Below are 15,148 nucleotides of genomic sequence, written 5' to 3'. Positions count from 1 at the left end.
ACGGACGGGTGACGGGCCTCCTGGAAGGGGTCCGCCGGTACTGCGGTACCGGCATCGGCGTGCCGGCCCGGGGTCAGTCCCCGGCGTTGATGAGGCCGAGCCAGCGGCCGAAGCCCGCGTGGTCGTCGTCCTGCAGGTGGAGGTGCGGGTGGCGGGCGAGGTCGTCGCGCTGGCCAGGGGTGCGGTCGTCGTCGATCACGGCGGACTCCTTCTCGTTCGGGGGGTGTTCATCTCTACACGCGGGCCGCCGCGGACATTCCCGACCCTGCGGAACGCCGGCGTGCCTGCGGGTGCCGGTGTGCCTGCGAGACGCCGGTGTGCCTGCGAGACGCCTCGGCCTGGCCGGGACGCCGTCACTTCCGGCGGCGTCTCGAGGCGATGGAGGTGTCGCTCGCTGACGGGGGTGTCTCGATGCGTCAGCCGTCCCCGCCCGGCCGTACCGGGGGGACACCGCTGCGACCCGGCTGAGTCCGGCCCGCCCGGTCCTGGTACTGCTTGGGATCGGCTGCGCCCGCAACCGAGGACGAGGTGACGCCATGGTCGACGCGAGGACCTACGACGAGTCCGGGTACTGGTACCCCGACCGTGCGGCGAAGAGCGGCGTGGAGCTGCTCAACGCCATGCGCCGCTACCGCTCCGCCGAGGTCGCCATGCGCCAGCGCACGCGCGACACCATGCACATGGGCGCCACCGACATGGCCGCCGTCCGGTTCCTCCTGCAGGCCCGACAGCGCGGCACCGCGGTGAAGCCGACCGGACTGGCCGCACACCTCGGCATCACGACCGCGTCCACCACGGCCCTCGTGAAGCGACTCGTCGCCGCCGGACACGTCGACCGGCAGACCGACCCCGACGACGGCCGCGGGTTCCTGCTCGTCGCGACCGACTCGGGCGACGAGACGGTGCGGTCGAACCTCACCGCGGTGCATGCGCGGATGATCGCCGCCGCCGACCGGCTCTCCCCGACGACGATCGCCGAGATGAGCGCCTTCTTCGCCGAGATGACGGCCGCGATGGACGACGCCGCCGCGGTGGTCCCGGACGACGCTCGCGGTGCCGTGGCCGTCGCCGTGCCCGCCCACCACTGACCGCCACCAGCCGCGCTGAGTAGCGTCGGGCACGTGCCGACGTCCGCACCGTGCCGACGTCCGCACCACGGCGGCGTCCGGACCGCGACGACGCCGGCAGGGAAACGAAGGAGACCACCCGCATGTCCAAGAAGAGCCGGACCACCAGCACCCTCACGCGCGCCCTGCTGCTCGGGGTCCTCAGCGGAGGCCGCTCGGCCACCCCGCTCGCCGTCCTCGGCCTGCACCAGGGCGACAAGCGCCTGTCCGGCGACTGGCAGAAGTGGAAGACCTTCGACTCGTCGCTCGGCCGCGCCGGGCTCGTCGCGGGCGCCGCCGGCGAGATCATCGGCGACAAGATGCCGAAGACCCCGAACCGCATCGCCCTCCCCGCACTGCTCGGTCGCATCGGCGCCGGCGCCTTCGTCGGCGCGGCGTTCGGGACCACCACGAAGTCCGGGAAGTCGGACCTGCGGATCGAGGGCGCCATCGTCGGCGCGATCGGGGCGCTCGTCGGTTCCTACGTCGCCTGGGCGGCCCGCAAGGCCGTCGGCACGGTCCTGCCGGACCCGGTGGTCGCCGTCGCCGAGGACGCGGCCGTCATCGCCGGTTCGCGTGCGGTGGTCCGCGGCGCCTGAGCCGCGGTCTGCCGGTCGCACGACCTGACGGACGGGAGGCCCGACTCACCTGGTGAGCCGGGCCTCCCGTCCGTCGTCGTGTCGGCGGCTACCAGCGTTCGTGCACGGTGGCGCGGAACCAGCGGTCGTAGAGGTCGCGGACCGTCGCCCCGAGGTCGGCGGGCAGCTCGAGCGAGCCGGCCTCGGCGTTCGACCGGGCCTGCTCGGCGTTGCGGGCACCGGGGATCGCCGCCGTGACGCCGTCCTGCGCGACGACCCAGGCGAGGGCCGCCTGCGGGACGCTGACGCCCTCGGGCAGGGCCGCCGCGAACTCCTGTGCCGCGCGGACGCCGTCCTCGAACGGGACGCCGCTGAACGTCTCACCCTGGTCGAACGCCTCGCCGTTGCGGTTGTACGTGCGGTGGTCCTCCGGGGCGAAGGTGGTGTCCGTCGTGTACTTGCCGGACAGCAGCCCCGAGGCCAGCGGGACGCGGGCCAGGATCGCGACCCCGGCCTCCCGGGCGGCGGGGAGCACGCGGTCGAGCGGCTTGAGGCGGAACGCGTTGAGGATGATCTGCACGCTCGCGACCCCGGGTCGGGCGATCGCGGTGAGGGCCTGGTCGGCGGTCTCGACGGAGACGCCGTACGCGGCGATCGACCCGTCGGCGACCAGCGCGTCGAGGGCGTCGTAGACCGCGTCGTCCTCGAAGACCGCGGTCGGCGGGCAGTGCAGCTGGACGAGGTCGAGGGTGTCCTGGCCCAGGTTCTCCCGCGACCGGTCCACCCACTGCCGGAAGTTCTGGGCCACGTAGTTCGACGGGACCTGGTCCACCCGGCGGCCCATCTTCGTGGCGACCGTGACACCGGCGTCGGCATGCGCGGCGATCCACCGGCCGATGAGCTGCTCGCTGCGGCCGTCGCCGTACACGTCGGCGGTGTCGAACAGGGTGATGCCGGCCTCGGCGGAGGCGTCCATCACGGCGAAGGCGTCCTCCGCGGCCACCGGACCCCAGTCACCGCCGAACTGCCAGGTGCCGAGGCCGATCACGGATACGTCGCGGCCGGTACGGCCGAGGGTGCGTCGCTGCATGCCCACGACGGTAGCCCCTGCTCGCCGAGGGCCCGCGCGTACGGTGACGGCATGGACAGCAAGCGCATCGTCGTCATCGGCGCGACCGGCCACATCGGCTCCTTCCTCGTCCCGCGCCTGGTGCGTGCCGGACACGACGTCGTGACCATCAGTCGCGGCAGCCGGTCGGCCTATGTCGACGCACCGGAGTGGCAGCACGTCGAGCAGGTCACCGCCGACCGCGAGCAGGAGGACCGCGACGGCACGTTCGGCAACCGGGTCGTGGCGCTCCGGCCGGACGTCGTCATCGACCTCGTCTGCTTCACGGTCGAGTCCGCCGCGGCACTGGTCGCGGCACTCCGCGGGACCGACGCGCACCTGGTCCACTGCGGGTCGATCTGGCGCGCCGGACCGAGTGCCGTGCTGCCGGTCACCGAGGACAACGCGACCCCGCCCGTCGGCGAGTACGGCATCGGGAAGGACGCCATCGCCCGACTGCTCAAGGAGGAGACCGCCGATGGGGGTGTCGTGACGACCTCGCTGCACCCCGGCCACATCAGCGGCCCGGGCTGGGCACCGATCGGCCCCGTCGGCAACCTCGACCCCACGGTCTGGCAGAAACTGTCCGCCGGCGAACCCCTGCTCGTCCCCGGACTCGGAGCCGAGTCGATGCACCACGTGCACGCCGACGACGTCGCCCAGGCCTTCGAACTGGCCGTCGAGCACCGGGACGCCGCCGCCGGCGAGGACTTCACCGTCGTCGCCCCGACCGCGCTCACGGCACGCGGGTACGCGGCGCTCGCGGCGTCCTGGTTCGGCCAGGAGGCCCGGCTCGAGTCCGTCACCTGGGACCGGTTCCGGAAGGTGGTGCCGGCCGAGCACGCCGACGCGAGCTGGGAGCACCTGTCCCGGAGCCACGTGTTCAGCATCGACAAGGCACGGCGGCTGCTCGGCTACGCCCCGCGGTACACCGCGGAGGAGACGGTGCTCGACGCGGTGCGCTGGCTCGTCGACAACGACGAGGTGGCGGTCGCGCGGCCCCTCGTCGTCTGAACCGAGGCGGTCTGACCTGCGCTGGTGGAACGGCAAGACCCGCTTGTCCACGTGTGTGGGGCGGGTCCGCATGCTGACGGTACCCGATCGGCGCCGGCGCCCGTTCCGTCGGCGCCCCGCGACATGTCGGTGTACGACATCATCGTCGCGGCCCTGTTCGCGGTCACCGTGGTCCAGCAGTACCAAGTCGACGCTGCCTCCGGTTGGGACGCCGTCTGGGAGTTCGCCGTCCTGCCGTTGATGGCCTCCGTCGGCTTCCTGACCGCCGTGTACGGGATCCTCGACCTGTACGGGCGTCCGGGCACGGACGAGGCGACCAGGACCAAGCGGACGGACGAGTGGGCGGCCGCGCAGGGATGACGACGACCTGGCCCTGCTGGTCCACCGATGGGAGGATCAGCAGCGTCTCCCGCCGCCCGAACACCCGAGGTCAGCACCGTGAAGTCGTACACGATCCGTCCGAGCCCGTTCGGGCCCGGCGAAGACGCCGTGCTTCGGGGTCCGTGGGACCCGAAGATCGGCAAGCTCGTGACGTCCGGCAAGGTGCAAGGCCTCAGCATCGGCGCGGGGTTCCCCGACACGCACATCGAGTTCGTCCGGGACCTCCCGCTCCGGCGCTTCTTCATGATCGCTCGGCACGTGGACGACGTCTCGGCGCTCGGGACGCTGCACGATCTGGAGTTCCTCCACCTGCACGCCGGGTTGAAGGTACGGATCGACCTCGCGGCGTTCCCGCGGCTGCGCCGGTTGGCCGTCGCCTTCTGGAAGTACCTCGACGGCGGGGTCACGAACGCGGCGCCGCTCGACGACCTGTACGCGGGGCACTACTCAGCGGACGACCTGCAGCCGCTCTCCGCGATGACCTCGCTCCGCAAGCTTCGTCTCGACGACTGGCCGAGCCTCCGGTCATTGCACGGGGTGGAGGCACTGATCGGGTTGGACGACCTGACCGTGGTCATCGCCCGACGACTCAGCGACGTCAGCGGAGTCCGCGGGCTCGCGGCAAACCTGCGGGAGTTGAACCTCGAGAGCAACCGGAAGATCCCGGACCTGGACCCCGTGGCCGGTCTGACACGGCTCCGTCATCTCAATGCCTCGAACTGCGGCGACTTCCCGACCCTCGACCCACTCCGGGGATTGACCGCTCTCGAGACGCTGCACCTGTACGAGTCGACTCGGATCGTCGACGGCGACCTGCGCGTGCTGCTCGAACTGCCCGGACTGCGGGACGTCCGGATGTCGAACCGCCGCCACTACGTGCCGACGGTCAGAGCGGTGCACGAGGCGCTCGGCGCTCGCTGGTCTGCCTGACCCTGGCCCTGCCGGTCCTACGACAACGGGTCGACTCCCTGCGGTCGTCGCCGAGCACGACGCTGGACCCATGACAACGACACTCATCACCGGGGCCACCCGCGGCCTCGTTAAGGAAACCGCCCGTCAGCTCGTCGAGGCGGGCCACACCGTCTGGATCGGCGCCCGCTCGGTCCAGCTCGACGTCCGCGACGACGACTTGGTCGCCGCGGCCTTCGCCCACGTCGACGCGGTCGGCGGACTCGACGTGCTGGTCAACAACGCTGGCATCGCCGTCTGGGGGGGAGAGCCGCTGCCCTTCTGATCCACCCACCTCAAGGACCGCGATCGTCGATACGTGGATGCAGTTGCTTCTCCGAGAGCGTCCATCGCCCGGACCATCGCCGCAGAGGCTTCCCAGTCGATCGACCGGTCGTCGTTCATCACCGGCTCATCGGAGGGGCCACCCCTACCTGCCGAAGCGAGTTCGAACAACTGCACGAAGGCTCGGCGGGCAGCATCATCAGTCGGCTCGTTTCCCAACAAGGCCGCGCGTTCCCTGAGGTAGGACGCGGTCTCATCCGCGCCCCTCTTCCGGAACACCGGGACCAAGTCCTCACAGATTGCCGCAACCTCGCGTTGACGAGTGGGGCTGGTCCAGGGTCTCGTGAAAATCATGAGCGTGTCTCCTCACGGCCGAAGTGGCCACATGTCCGTCACTCGGACCGTAGCCCGGTCACGGGTCCGTCATGGAGTTCCGGTATGTGCCCTCGTTCTGCGAGCGTCGCGGCCAGGAGAAGGGCCAGGCTGCGGACAGCGCGCGCCGGGCCAGGTCGTGCGCCCGCGCCGCCCGTGCACCCTTGAGGAACAGGGACGCGGCGCCGAACATGACGAATGCGCTCACGCAGGCGAGGACGTAGTACAGGTAGCTGGCGAGGGCGGCGGCGGGATCGAGCGGGAACAGGTCGGGCATGGTTGCTCCTAGGGCGGGGTTCTCTGGCTGGACCGAGCGTTTTCCTCGGTGCAGGGTCTACGGCGATCGGCTTCGGTTCCTCCACCTCGCGTCCGAGAAGGGGCCAGCCGCGGGCTGCTGCTCACGGTTGGTGGGGATCCCCACCGTACGAAGAGCATGCGCCGGGCCCGGACCCCCCGAACGGGGGGGTTTCGTGACCTTTCGAGTCGATCGTCGAGTTGTCCTGTTGTTCTGAACCATCGACCGCTGCCGCCCTCACTGACGATCGTTTCTGACAGGATCGCCTACGTCGTCGACGGCCCTGGCGAATCCGGGGACGCGGTTCCTTCGAAACTCACCGTCAGAACAGTTCCAGTCAGAACCCCTGACCTACCGTTCTTGCAGTGGCCCGGGTAGAACCAGGGAACGACTGGGGGAGGACCCGATGGCCACCACGACCAAGACCACGCAGCTCACTGGGGCGGAGCGTGTTCCGTCAGTAGATCGTCGACGAGACCCGTACGTCGGCCGCCCTCGAGGGCGGCCGCGCGTCCGACGTCACGCACGCCGCTCAGGACCGATGGATCCGTGGTGAGCTCACGTTCGACGAGATGGCGGCCGAGGTTCGGCGCGCGCACCCGTCGACTGCTGACCGCTGAAGAGACATGGCCTCCGAAGACCGGCCGTGGGTGACCGGCGCCCCATACGATGGGCGCTGGGCTGCCGCCTGAGCACGTCAGGATCGTCGTCGTCGACCGCGCCGCCCAGATGATGCACGGAGCCGGGCAACGAGTTCGCGTGGCATCGGTACGACAAGTCCCTCGCCGAGCGTGCTCCGTTGCGGTGTCCCCTGACGATCTGACCCGAACGCAGCGAGACCCCCCTGGGCCCGCATGTGCGGAGGGGGTCTGCACTGACGACCATACCTGTACTCGCCGACTCCGCCCATGCCATGCCATGCCATGCCTCCGCTGCACCTGCGCCGCCTGCGTGACGTGAACTGGACGTCGAGCTCGGGCTGAGACCACGGCGTCGGCTGGGCGGTATGCAACATTCTCGGCTGCCGCCGTCCACGACTGTCACGCTCCCCGCTGAGCCCCGAGCGGGGCATGAGAGGAGACACACGTGGGGAACAGGAAGAGCGCAGTGGTGACCGGTCTGCTGCTGGCGACCGGGCTGGTCGTGGTACCGACCGCGGGAGCGTCGGCAGTCGACGTCCTCGGGTCCGCACCGGGATCCGGCGGGGTCGTCATCACGGACGACACCGGTCCCACCGGCGAGGTCAGGGGATCGGCGACCCGGCGCGACGGCGGTGGTGGCAGTTTCTGGCAGTGGGGTGTCGGCCGGGACGACACCTGGTCGAACTACATCCGCGAGCGCCGCTGTCACGGGGCGACGGCCGTCGGGCTGAAGACCAAGCGCGTCACCGGTGTCCCCGGCGGCCGGTACGCGCTGGCGACGACGCCGAAGGCCCGCAGCGGCAACAAGGCGTACTACCACAACTGCTGAGCGTCGGACACGGCAGTGGGCGTCTGCCCTGGCCCTTCGGGAAGGAGTCCTCGGTGATGCGGAGCGTGCGGATGGCGTACGTGGTCCCACCGGTCCTGGCCGTCGTGCTCGCCTTCCTCGGGTGCGTGCAGCTGAGCCAGACCGGCGTGGTCGGAGTCTCGACCGTCGTGACGGCGGCCGTGGGATCCGGCTCGACGTCGAACGAGATGATCGCCGGATCGCTCGAGCGGGTCGCTCAGGAGCACCGCGCGACGATCGTCCGGACGGTCGCCGATCGCTCGGCACCGACGAGTCGGCGGACGGCGCTCGTGACCGGTGCCCCGGGGACACGGGGAGCGGAGTGGCTCCAGGACGGCTACGACGAGTTCGACCCCTCGATCACGACGACGGTGCGTCCCATGTCCGCGCTCGACCGGTACGACCCGGCGGGGGCGTACGAAGTCGTCGGGGACGAGCAGGCGGGACGTGCGACGGCCGACGCACTCGTCGCCGCGGGGTTCGAGACGACGTCCGAGCGCGTCCCCCCTCGCGACCCGGCTCGGGGTCACCGCCGGAACAGAGGGGACCGGTGGCCTCATCGGAGCCCTGGTGCTCGGCTGTGTCGTGCTCTGCCTGGTCGGCACCGTCGGCGCCCCGCGCAGGACGGTCGTCCGGCGACTGCACGGGCGCAGCACCTGGGCGGTCGTGCTCACCGAGGTCGCGGAGGTCCGGACGACGCTCGTCGTCACGGCCCTCCTGGCGCCGGTCGTCGCGCTGGGGCTCTGGGCACACAACGGACTCGCGACGTGGACGACCTTCGCCGTGGCAGCCGCCGTGTGCTGTTCGCCGCTGCTCGTCCCGGTCGTGGCCTGCCATGCACTCGGCACCGTCATCGCCTCCCGACGGCCGATCGCCCTGGCAGTTCGCGGTGACCGACCCTCCGCGGCTCTCGTGCTGGGCGCACAGGCTGCTCGGCTCCCGGCGGTGGTGGTGCTGGTGGCGGCGGTCTTCGACCTGACGTCCGCAGCGGCGGTCGCCCGGTCGGCGTCGGCGGCGCAGGACCTCCGGGCCGCCGGCGACACCGTCCAGCTCTGGGTGACGCCGGACCCGCGCCCGGGATCGGACACGCAGCCGTACTGGGACCGGATCGGGGGCGTCGCGGGTGCGGCACTCGACCAGCACCGGGCGCTGCTCTCCGCGGCCACCGAGGTCTCGACCGGCGTCGGTCGTGGCACGGTGCCGGCCCTGTTCGTCGACCCCGGGTACCTGCGGCGGCAGGACCTCCGGACCGCCGCGGGGGGATCGGATCACCGGGACCGGGGACCGGATCACGGTCTGGACGCCCTCCGGCTCCGACATCGACCGCGCTGCGCTCGTCCGGGCCCTCACGGAGTGGGAACTCCGCGGGGCGACGGGCACGGAGAAGCGGGAGGTCGGTGGTGGCGAACTCGCTCCCCGTCGGATCTACACGTACCCGTGTGACGCATCGACGGCGTCCTGGCTCACGGATGTCGTGGTCGTCGTCGTCCCCGCTCCCTCCCGCGTGTTCACGGCAGACCAGCTCGGTGCCTGGTTATCGACCGGGGACGTGGTGTTCACCTCCGAGCGCGCGGCGGACCGGGCGATCGACGCGGCGGGCCTGCGGGACGAGTTCAGCGCCGTCGTGCCCGTCGGGCAGGCGGCGGCGGAACACCAGCGCCGCGCGACGACCGGCGTGGCCATCGGCGTCCTCGCGGTGGTCAGCAGTGCGGTGGTGGCGGTCGTGCTCGCCGGCCTCGCCGTCGTCGCGCACCAGCGACGCAACGGACGGTCGGTCTTCGCCGACGTCGCTGCCGGCAGGTCGTTCGTCCACACACACCGGCTGCTCCTGACGGTCGAAGGAGTCCTCCTGACCATCGCCACCGTCCTCATCCTGGACACCTGGTCGCAACGCAGACCGGACGGCACGGGCGCGGCCTCCGTGCTCGACCCCGCGGCGCAGGCTGCCGGTCCGGCAGCAGTGGGCGCTGCGCTCGTCGTCCTGCTCGTGAGCGTGGTCTCCGTCGTGGTGACGACGCGGTCATCCCGGTCGGTCGTCCGACTCCGAGGGACGGGATCGTGATGATCGCCGTCCGCGAGGCCCGCAAGCAGCGCGGAGGCCGGACCCTGTGGGAAGGCCTCTCGTTCGACGTCGCGCGGGGCGAGGTCCTGGCACTGACGGGTCCGAGCGGCGCCGGCAAGTCGACGCTCTTGGACTGCATCGGGCAGATCGACGTGCTCGACGTCGGGACCGTCAGCATCGACGGCGTCACGGCCGGGCGGAGTGGGCGCCGTGCGCGGTTGCTCCGTCGGGACCACCTGGGGTACCTCTTCCAGGACTTCGGGCTCGTCCCCGACCTGTCCGTGCAGGCGAACATCGAGATCGGGCGCGTGCGCTGGCGGGATGGCGTGCACCGCGGAGTCCGGACCGCCGAGGCGCTGGAGCGGGTGGGGCTCGCGGGTCGCGCGACCGACCGTGCGCACGAGCTCAGCGGCGGTGAGCAGCAGCGCGTCGCACTCGCGCGGCTCCTCGTGAAGCAGCCGGACGTCGTCCTCGCCGACGAGCCCACGAGTGCCCTCGACGAGGAGAACGCACGGATGGTCCTCGACCTCCTCGATGAGTTCGCCTCCGGAGGCGCGGCCGTGGTCATCGCGACACACGTCCCTGCCGTCGTCGTCCGGGCGGCGACCCGGCTGCACCTGGACCCTGCCTGCGCGACGTGATCCGGGCCTCCCGGCCACCGCGCGAGCGGGCGGCGGAAGAGGGCACCGGAATACACCCAGGCGACAGGTGTTGTCTCCGGTCCACCGCCCCCACGGAAGGACCCGCATGACCGCGACCCCGCACGCCCTCGTCGTCGGCGCCACCGGCATCGCCGGATCGGCGATCGTCGACCACCTCGTGAGCGACGGCTGGACCGTCACCGCGCTCTCGCGCCGACCCGGAGCCGAGCGCCCCGGGGTCACCTGGCAGTCGGCGGACCTCCGGTCGGCGGCGTCCCTCGCGGCGGCGCTCGCCGACGTCCCGGCGACACACGTGTTCTTCACGGCGTGGTCCCGCCAGGCCACTGAGGCCGAGAACATCGCGGTGAACGGCGGCATGGTGCGCGACCTCCTCGCCGCACTGTCCGGTGCGCCGGTGCAGCACGTGGCGCTGATGACCGGCCTGAAGCACTACCTCGGTCCGTTCGAGGCGTACGGCCAGGGCGCGATGCCGGACACCCCGTTCCACGAGGACGAGCCCCGGCTGGACGTCGACAACTTCTACTACGCACAGGAGGACGAGCTGTTCGCCGCCGCCGCACGTCAGGGCTTCACCTGGTCGGTGCACCGCTCGCACACCGTCCTCGGGTACGCCGTCGGCAACGCGATGAACATGGGTCTGACGATCGCCGTCGCCGCCGCGATCAGCCGCCACACCGGGCGCCCGATGGTGTTCCCCGGCAGCGAGACGCAGTGGAACGGGCTGACCGACGTCACCGACGCCGACCTGCTCGCCGCGCAGATGGTGTGGGCCGCGACCGACCCGGCCGGTGCCGACGAGGCGTTCAACACCGCGAACGGCGACGTGTTCCGCTGGCGCTGGATGTGGCCGCGGATCGCCGCGCACCTGGGCGTCGAGGCCGAGGGTTTCGACACCGCGCCGCGGCCGTTCGAGCAGCAGATGGCCGACGCCGCACCGGTCTGGGCGGAGGTCGTCGCCGAGCACGGTCTCGTCGAGCCCGACCTGGAGCGCCTCGCGTCGTGGTGGCACACGGACGCCGACCTCGGCCGCGACATCGAGGTGATGACCGACATGTCGAAGAGCCGGCTCGCCGGGTTCACCGAGCACCACCGGACGCTCGACTCCTTCACCCGGCTGTTCGACCGGTACCGGGCGGAGCGGCTCGTCCCTTGACGTGGGGACGTGACGACGTGACGACGGGCCGGCCGGTCACCCGGTCGGCCCGTCGGTCGTCCGGCCGGTCAGTCGGTCAGCCCGTGGTCAGCGGGACCTGCACGATCCGGTCGTCGCCCTCACCCGGGTCGCCGCGGCCGTCCGTGTTGTTCGTCACCAACCAGAGCGTGTCGTCCGGGCCGGCGAGCACCGTGCGGATCCGGCCGTACTCCCCGGCGAAGTACTCGTGCGCGGTGCCGGGGTCGTCGACCGGGACGCCGCGGAGCACCCGGCCCTGCAGGTTCGCGATGAACACGGTGTCCCCGACGACGGCGAGGCCGCTCGGACTGGCGTCGTCGGTCGACCACTGCTGGACCGGGTCGACGAACCCCTGGTCCTCGCCCCCCGGTGCCCTCGACCTCCGGCCAGCCGTAGTTGCTCCCCGGCTCGATGACGTTGAGCTCGTCGCGGGCGTCCTGCCCGAACTCGGACGCGAACATCGTCCCGTCCGCGCTCCACCCGAGGCCCTGCACGTTCCGGTGCCCGAGGCTCCACACGGGGGGAGCCGGGGAACGGGTTGTCGTCGGGCACGTCGCCGTCCGGGGTGAGGCGGAGGATCTTGCCCGCGAGCGAGTCCCGGTCCTGCGCGTCCTCGCTCGCGCCGGCGTCGCCGACACTGGCGTAGAGCATGCCGTCCGGGCCGAACGCGATCCGCCCGCCGTCGTGGAACGTGTTCGCGGGCAGGTCGTCGATGAGCGTCGTGGCGTCCCCGAGCACGGTCGACCCGGCTCGTCCCTCCAGGTCGTAGCGCTCGATGCGGTTGCCGTCCTCGCCGGTCGAGTACACGAACAGGTCGTCCTCGTGCAGGGCGAGTCCGAGCAGGCCGCCCTCGCCCCCCGTGTCGGACACCGGGGACCGTCCCGACCGTGCGGCGTTCGCCGTCGGCCGTCAGCTCCAGCACCTCCGCGGAGTCCCGGAGGCTGATGAGCGCGTCGGGACCGTCACCGGTGCGCACGACGGACCAGGGGGGCCTCCAGTCCGGTGACGACGTCGGTCGTCTCGCCGTCCGGCGCCAGCTGCCCGGCAGCCAGGTCGGCCGGTGCGGAGGCCCGGGGCACGCGGTCCGGGCCGGCCTCGGATGTACCCGTGCAGGCGGTGAGGGTCAGGGCGACGAGCGCGACGCTCGCGGCCGAGACGGTACGACGTGTCCTGCCCATGGTGTGCCTCCCGGTGCGTGTCCGTCGATTGCACCCCGCGCAGGTGCACAACCGCTGGGTGGAGCGTCGCCGTCGCCGTGGCCGTGGCCGTGGCCGGCAGCCGCTACCGCGCCAGCACCCGCATGGCGAGCGCGGTGACGGCACGGGTCGGCAGCAGCCGCAGCACGGTCGCGGCGAGCGTGTTCGCCCGCCCGTCGACGACGGACGGGCCGGAGCCGTCGAGCGCCGCGAGGACGGTCGCGGCGACCTGCTCGGGTCGGCGTCCCCACCGGCCGGTGGCCGCGTTCATCGGGGTCCGCGTCGGGCCGGGACTGACGGCGACGACCCGCACGCCGCTTCGCCGTGTCTCGGCCCAGAGCGCCTGCGTGAACGACAGGACGTACGCCTTCGAGGCCGCGTAGGCCGCCAGGACCGGTGCCGGGGCGAACCCGCCGGTGCTCGCGATCGAGACGACGGAACCGTGCCCCCGCTCGACCATCCGCGTGACCACCGCCGTCGTGAGTTCGGTGAGTGCTCCGACGTTGAGGTCGACGAGGCGGCGCAGGGCGACCGGGTCGCTGTCGACGACGAGGCCCCGCGAAGCCACGCCGGCACTGCCGACCAGCAGTTCGATCTCGGTCCCGTCGCCTGCCAGGCGGTCGAGCAGGCGGGCGACGGCTCCGTCCTCGGCCAGGTCGAGTGCGATGGTCGTGACGGGGACACCGTGCCGGTCGCGGATGCCGTCGGCGGTCTGCTCGAGCCGGGTGGCGTCCCGGGCGACGAGGACGAGGTGCGCTCCCGCTCGCGCGAGGGCGTCGGCGACGGCGGCCCCGATCCCGGTGGAGCCCCCCGGTGACGAGGGCGGTGCGGTCGCGCATCTGTGCTGCTGTGGTCATGCGGGTACCGTAGACATTGACGTCAGCGTCAAGGTCAAGCGGAGGGCGGCGGGATCGTGCTGATCGGCGAGTTGAGCGCGGCGACGGGTGTGAGCACGCGGGCGCTGCGGTACTACGAGCACGAGGGGCTCATCACGAGCAGACGGCGTCCGAACGGGTACCGGGACTACGACCCGGACGCGGTCGAGATGGTCGCGCTCATCCAGGACCTCTTCGCGGCCGGGCTCTCGTCGGGACTCCTCCGTGACGTGGTGCCCTGTGTGGCCGGAGACGCCGGGGGGACCGCCGCCGGCGGACCTCCTCGCCCGGGTCGAGCAGGTCCGGGACGACCTGCTCCGGCAGGAAGCGCGGCTCCGGGCTCGGCGGGAGACGCTCGACGACTACCTGTCCGGCCGGCGGCGACCGGCGCGCATCGACGCCCTGGTGTCGGCCGACGCGTGCCTGCCGGACCGGACCTGACTGCCGCAGGAGGCCGCCTGGTTCAGTGGAACGACCACCACCAGTCCCTGGAGGACCACATGACCACCATCGCCATCGTCGGCGCCGGCAAGGGCCTCGGGCTCGCCGTCGCCGAGCGTTTCGCCCGTGAGGGCTTCGCCGTCGCCCTGATCTCCCGCAACCAGGCCCGCCTCGACGAGCTCGCCGCCTCGCTCCGGGAGCAGGGGCACCAGGCCGCCGGGTTCGCCGCGAACGTCCGCGACGGGGACTCCCTCCGCCGCGCGCTCGAGCAGGCCACCGAGCAGCTCGGCCCGATCGAGGTCCTGCAGTACAGCCCGCTGCCCGCGAAGGAGTACATGCGGCCGGTGCTCGAGACGACCGCCGAGGACCTCGTCGGCCCGATCGAGTTCTCCGTCTACGGCTCGGTGAACGCCGTCCGCCAGGTCCTGCCCGGCATGCGCGCGATCGGCTCCGGCACGATCCTGTTCGTCAACGGCGGCAGCGCGGTCCGTCCGGGCGCGCGCGTCACCGGCACGTCGGTCGCCTTCGCCGGCGAGAGCGCCTACGCGCAGCTGCTCCACGACGCCGTGCGGGACGAGCAGGTCCACGTCGGCCAGCTCATCATCCCGTTCGGCATCGACGACGGGCAACAGGACCACTCGGGCGCCGCGATCGCCGAGCGGCTCTGGTCGATCCACACCGAGCGCGGCGACTTCCGCACGTACGCGGAGCCGCTCCCCGAGTAGACGGTCGCGGCGCCCGACATCGCGCAGCGGACCCGGCACCGCGCGAGTGCCGAGCGCGGTTGCCGTTCCGGGGTGTCGACGACCCCACCGGCGGGCTACCGTGGTGCGCATGCGACGCAGGGACCGGCCGACCGGTGACACCGCGCTGACGGTGGACGAGGCCACCGCGATCGCCGACCACGCCGAGGCCGGCCGTCTCGACATGGAGGACCCGGAGGTCCGCCGCCTGGTCGGCGAGGCGAACCGTGTCCTCGTCCGGGCCGGCGTGTGGGGCGTCGACGAGACCCCTCGGCAGCGCCGACGCCGACGGATCCTCGCGGTCGGCGCGTCGGTGCTGGTGCTGTCATGGCTGGCCGGGCTCTTCCTGCCCCTGCTCGCCCGGCTCGCCGACTAGCGCGTCGAGTCCGCTGCCGGCGACGTGACCGCCGGACGGGAGGCTCG

The 15,148-nt window shown here is 72.2% G+C and carries 19 protein-coding genes and 2 pseudogenes; 14 read left to right on the top strand and 7 right to left on the bottom strand.

Annotated features, from left to right (window positions below):
* Positions 1-73: 73 nt before the first annotated feature.
* Positions 74-199, bottom strand: coding sequence for a hypothetical protein (locus DEJ15_RS01590; protein ID WP_258365834.1), 126 nt, complete (start codon positions 197-199; stop codon positions 74-76).
* A gap of 337 nt (positions 200-536) precedes the next feature.
* On the opposite strand from DEJ15_RS01590, the gene DEJ15_RS01585 reads away from it, so the two are divergent.
* Complete coding sequence (locus DEJ15_RS01585; RefSeq protein ID WP_110824392.1) at positions 537-1,088, top strand: MarR family winged helix-turn-helix transcriptional regulator; 552 nt, start codon at positions 537-539, stop codon at positions 1,086-1,088.
* Between the two features lie 122 nt (positions 1,089-1,210).
* Positions 1,211-1,705 (top strand): DUF4126 family protein, encoded by a 495-nt coding sequence (locus tag DEJ15_RS01580; protein WP_110824391.1) that lies wholly within the window; start codon positions 1,211-1,213, stop codon positions 1,703-1,705.
* Positions 1,706-1,793: 88 nt separating this feature from the next.
* Here DEJ15_RS01580 and DEJ15_RS01575 read toward each other — a convergent pair whose 3' ends face one another.
* Positions 1,794-2,774 (bottom strand): aldo/keto reductase, encoded by a 981-nt coding sequence (locus DEJ15_RS01575; protein WP_110824390.1) that lies wholly within the window; start codon positions 2,772-2,774, stop codon positions 1,794-1,796.
* Positions 2,775-2,825: 51 nt separating this feature from the next.
* Between DEJ15_RS01575 and DEJ15_RS01570 the strand changes: the two genes are divergently transcribed.
* The 4 genes from DEJ15_RS01570 (at position 2,826) to DEJ15_RS01555 (ending at position 5,421) form a co-directional block, all read left to right on the top strand.
* Positions 2,826-3,806: an NAD-dependent epimerase/dehydratase family protein gene (locus DEJ15_RS01570; RefSeq protein WP_110824389.1), complete on the top strand. Its 981-nt coding sequence runs from the start codon at positions 2,826-2,828 to the stop codon at positions 3,804-3,806.
* A 123-nt stretch (positions 3,807-3,929) separates the two neighbouring features.
* On the top strand, positions 3,930-4,166 hold the full coding sequence (locus DEJ15_RS01565) for a hypothetical protein (RefSeq protein WP_110824388.1): 237 nt from the start codon (positions 3,930-3,932) through the stop codon (positions 4,164-4,166).
* 78 nt (positions 4,167-4,244) lie between these two features.
* A complete protein-coding gene (locus DEJ15_RS01560) occupies positions 4,245-5,117 on the top strand; it encodes a leucine-rich repeat domain-containing protein (protein ID WP_110824387.1) in 873 nt (290 codons plus the stop codon).
* A gap of 70 nt (positions 5,118-5,187) precedes the next feature.
* Complete coding sequence (locus tag DEJ15_RS01555; protein WP_502866140.1) at positions 5,188-5,421, top strand: SDR family NAD(P)-dependent oxidoreductase; 234 nt, start codon at positions 5,188-5,190, stop codon at positions 5,419-5,421.
* A gap of 411 nt (positions 5,422-5,832) precedes the next feature.
* On the opposite strand, the gene DEJ15_RS01550 is transcribed toward DEJ15_RS01555, so the two are convergent.
* A complete protein-coding gene (locus DEJ15_RS01550) occupies positions 5,833-6,069 on the bottom strand; it encodes a hypothetical protein (RefSeq protein ID WP_110824386.1) in 237 nt (78 codons plus the stop codon).
* A 482-nt stretch (positions 6,070-6,551) separates the two neighbouring features.
* Here DEJ15_RS01550 and DEJ15_RS17350 point away from each other — a divergent pair, with 482 nt between their 5' ends.
* From DEJ15_RS17350 to DEJ15_RS01525, 6 genes are all read left to right on the top strand, one after another.
* Positions 6,552-6,707 (top strand): antitoxin VbhA family protein, encoded by a 156-nt coding sequence (locus DEJ15_RS17350; protein ID WP_181419516.1) that lies wholly within the window; start codon positions 6,552-6,554, stop codon positions 6,705-6,707.
* A 466-nt stretch (positions 6,708-7,173) separates the two neighbouring features.
* Complete coding sequence (locus DEJ15_RS01545; RefSeq protein WP_110824385.1) at positions 7,174-7,557, top strand: lactococcin 972 family bacteriocin; 384 nt, start codon at positions 7,174-7,176, stop codon at positions 7,555-7,557.
* A gap of 588 nt (positions 7,558-8,145) precedes the next feature.
* The gene (locus DEJ15_RS01540; RefSeq protein WP_284175474.1) at positions 8,146-9,018 is read left to right on the top strand and encodes a bacteriocin-associated integral membrane family protein; all 873 of its coding nucleotides are present in this window, start codon (positions 8,146-8,148) and stop codon (positions 9,016-9,018) included.
* Positions 9,019-9,049: 31 nt separating this feature from the next.
* Positions 9,050-9,637 carry a hypothetical protein gene (locus DEJ15_RS01535; protein WP_284175472.1) on the top strand — a complete coding sequence of 196 codons (588 nt, stop codon included), beginning with the start codon at positions 9,050-9,052 and terminating at the stop codon, positions 9,635-9,637.
* Entirely contained in the window at positions 9,637-10,278 is a 642-nt protein-coding gene (locus DEJ15_RS01530; RefSeq protein WP_110824383.1) for an ATP-binding cassette domain-containing protein, read from the top strand. Before DEJ15_RS01535 ends, DEJ15_RS01530 begins: the two co-directional genes overlap by 1 nt.
* Before the next feature lie 106 nt (positions 10,279-10,384).
* A complete protein-coding gene (locus DEJ15_RS01525; RefSeq protein WP_110824382.1) occupies positions 10,385-11,452 on the top strand; it encodes an SDR family oxidoreductase in 1,068 nt (355 codons plus the stop codon).
* A 76-nt stretch (positions 11,453-11,528) separates the two neighbouring features.
* Here the strand turns inward: DEJ15_RS01525 and DEJ15_RS17345 are convergent.
* The 4 genes and pseudogenes from DEJ15_RS17345 to DEJ15_RS01510 form a co-directional block, all read right to left on the bottom strand.
* Positions 11,529-11,783 (bottom strand): annotated as a pseudogene (locus tag DEJ15_RS17345) (PQQ-dependent sugar dehydrogenase); the annotation flags it as partial.
* Between the two features lie 121 nt (positions 11,784-11,904).
* Positions 11,905-12,340, bottom strand: a pseudogene (locus DEJ15_RS17340) (PQQ-dependent sugar dehydrogenase); the annotation flags it as partial.
* Positions 12,341-12,432: 92 nt separating this feature from the next.
* A complete protein-coding gene (locus tag DEJ15_RS01515; RefSeq protein ID WP_284175469.1) occupies positions 12,433-12,648 on the bottom strand; it encodes a hypothetical protein in 216 nt (71 codons plus the stop codon).
* A gap of 103 nt (positions 12,649-12,751) precedes the next feature.
* On the bottom strand, positions 12,752-13,462 hold the full coding sequence (locus DEJ15_RS01510; RefSeq protein WP_284176264.1) for an SDR family NAD(P)-dependent oxidoreductase: 711 nt from the start codon (positions 13,460-13,462) through the stop codon (positions 12,752-12,754).
* Between the two features lie 117 nt (positions 13,463-13,579).
* Here DEJ15_RS01510 and DEJ15_RS01505 point away from each other — a divergent pair, with 117 nt between their 5' ends.
* Together DEJ15_RS01505 and DEJ15_RS01500 are read left to right on the top strand one after the other, a co-directional pair.
* Complete coding sequence (locus DEJ15_RS01505) at positions 13,580-14,707, top strand: SDR family NAD(P)-dependent oxidoreductase (RefSeq protein WP_284175468.1); 1,128 nt, start codon at positions 13,580-13,582, stop codon at positions 14,705-14,707.
* 109 nt (positions 14,708-14,816) lie between these two features.
* Entirely contained in the window at positions 14,817-15,101 is a 285-nt protein-coding gene (locus DEJ15_RS01500; protein ID WP_110899783.1) for a hypothetical protein, read from the top strand.
* The last annotated feature ends 47 nt before the right edge of the window (positions 15,102-15,148 follow it).

This window comes from Curtobacterium sp. MCJR17_043 (assembly GCF_003224315.2).
Taxonomy (GTDB): domain Bacteria; phylum Actinomycetota; class Actinomycetes; order Actinomycetales; family Microbacteriaceae; genus Curtobacterium.
This window is presented reverse-complemented; position numbering and strand designations above follow the sequence as displayed.

What these genes read in the sequence shown, in the direction of transcription:
- DEJ15_RS01585 (WP_110824392.1), top strand. Translation starts at nt 537, where the DNA reads ATGGTCGACGCGAGGACCTACGACGAGTCCGGGTACTGGTACCCCGAC.
- DEJ15_RS01580 (WP_110824391.1), top strand. Translation starts at nt 1,211, where the DNA reads ATGTCCAAGAAGAGCCGGACCACCAGCACCCTCACGCGCGCCCTGCTG.
- DEJ15_RS01575 (WP_110824390.1), bottom strand. Translation starts at nt 2,774, where the DNA reads ATGCAGCGACGCACCCTCGGCCGTACCGGCCGCGACGTATCCGTGATC.
- DEJ15_RS01570 (WP_110824389.1), top strand. Translation starts at nt 2,826, where the DNA reads ATGGACAGCAAGCGCATCGTCGTCATCGGCGCGACCGGCCACATCGGC.
- DEJ15_RS01565 (WP_110824388.1), top strand. Translation starts at nt 3,930, where the DNA reads ATGTCGGTGTACGACATCATCGTCGCGGCCCTGTTCGCGGTCACCGTG.
- DEJ15_RS01555 (WP_502866140.1), top strand. Translation starts at nt 5,188, where the DNA reads ATGACAACGACACTCATCACCGGGGCCACCCGCGGCCTCGTTAAGGAA.
- DEJ15_RS01550 (WP_110824386.1), bottom strand. Translation starts at nt 6,069, where the DNA reads ATGCCCGACCTGTTCCCGCTCGATCCCGCCGCCGCCCTCGCCAGCTAC.
- DEJ15_RS01530 (WP_110824383.1), top strand. Translation starts at nt 9,637, where the DNA reads ATGATCGCCGTCCGCGAGGCCCGCAAGCAGCGCGGAGGCCGGACCCTG.
- DEJ15_RS01525 (WP_110824382.1), top strand. Translation starts at nt 10,385, where the DNA reads ATGACCGCGACCCCGCACGCCCTCGTCGTCGGCGCCACCGGCATCGCC.
- DEJ15_RS01515 (WP_284175469.1), bottom strand. Translation starts at nt 12,648, where the DNA reads ATGGGCAGGACACGTCGTACCGTCTCGGCCGCGAGCGTCGCGCTCGTC.
- DEJ15_RS01500 (WP_110899783.1), top strand. Translation starts at nt 14,817, where the DNA reads ATGCGACGCAGGGACCGGCCGACCGGTGACACCGCGCTGACGGTGGAC.